Here is a 370-nt window from a genome sequence, read left to right as displayed (position 1 = left end):
AGACACGTGCAGTGCCTTGAGTTCGTTCAGGTGCATGGGATCACTCCTGCGAGGAGTCCAGAGAATGTGGGGGGAGGGTGCGGTTCGCGGCTGCAATGGCGCGAACGCTGGGTTTCGGCCGGGCCCGTGGGGTTGCCCGTGTTGCCGTGATTATGACAGGAAAACCACCCGGGCCTTGCACCCGGGCGGCTGGGGGACATCAGGCCAGCTGCTGGTCGATGAAAGCGGTCAGCTGGGCCTTGCTCAGGGCGCCCACCTTGGTGGCGGCGAGCTGGCCGTCCTTGAACAGCATCAGCGTGGGGATGCCGCGGATGCCGTACTGGGCCGGCACGTTGCGGTTTTCGTCCACGTTCATTTTGGCCACTTGAAG

General features: G+C 64.3%; 1 protein-coding gene. It reads right to left on the bottom strand.

Annotated elements, in window-relative coordinates; translation table 11 throughout:
* Positions 1 to 199: 199 nt before the first annotated feature.
* Positions 200 to 370 (bottom strand): co-chaperone YbbN (locus HA630_RS02560; RefSeq protein ID WP_243855320.1); only part of this gene is annotated, 171 nt, incomplete at its 5' end.

The sequence above is a fragment of the Aquabacterium sp. A08 genome, from assembly GCF_011742065.1.
Note: the sequence above shows the minus strand (reverse complement) of the source record. Positions and strands in the feature narration are given on the sequence as shown.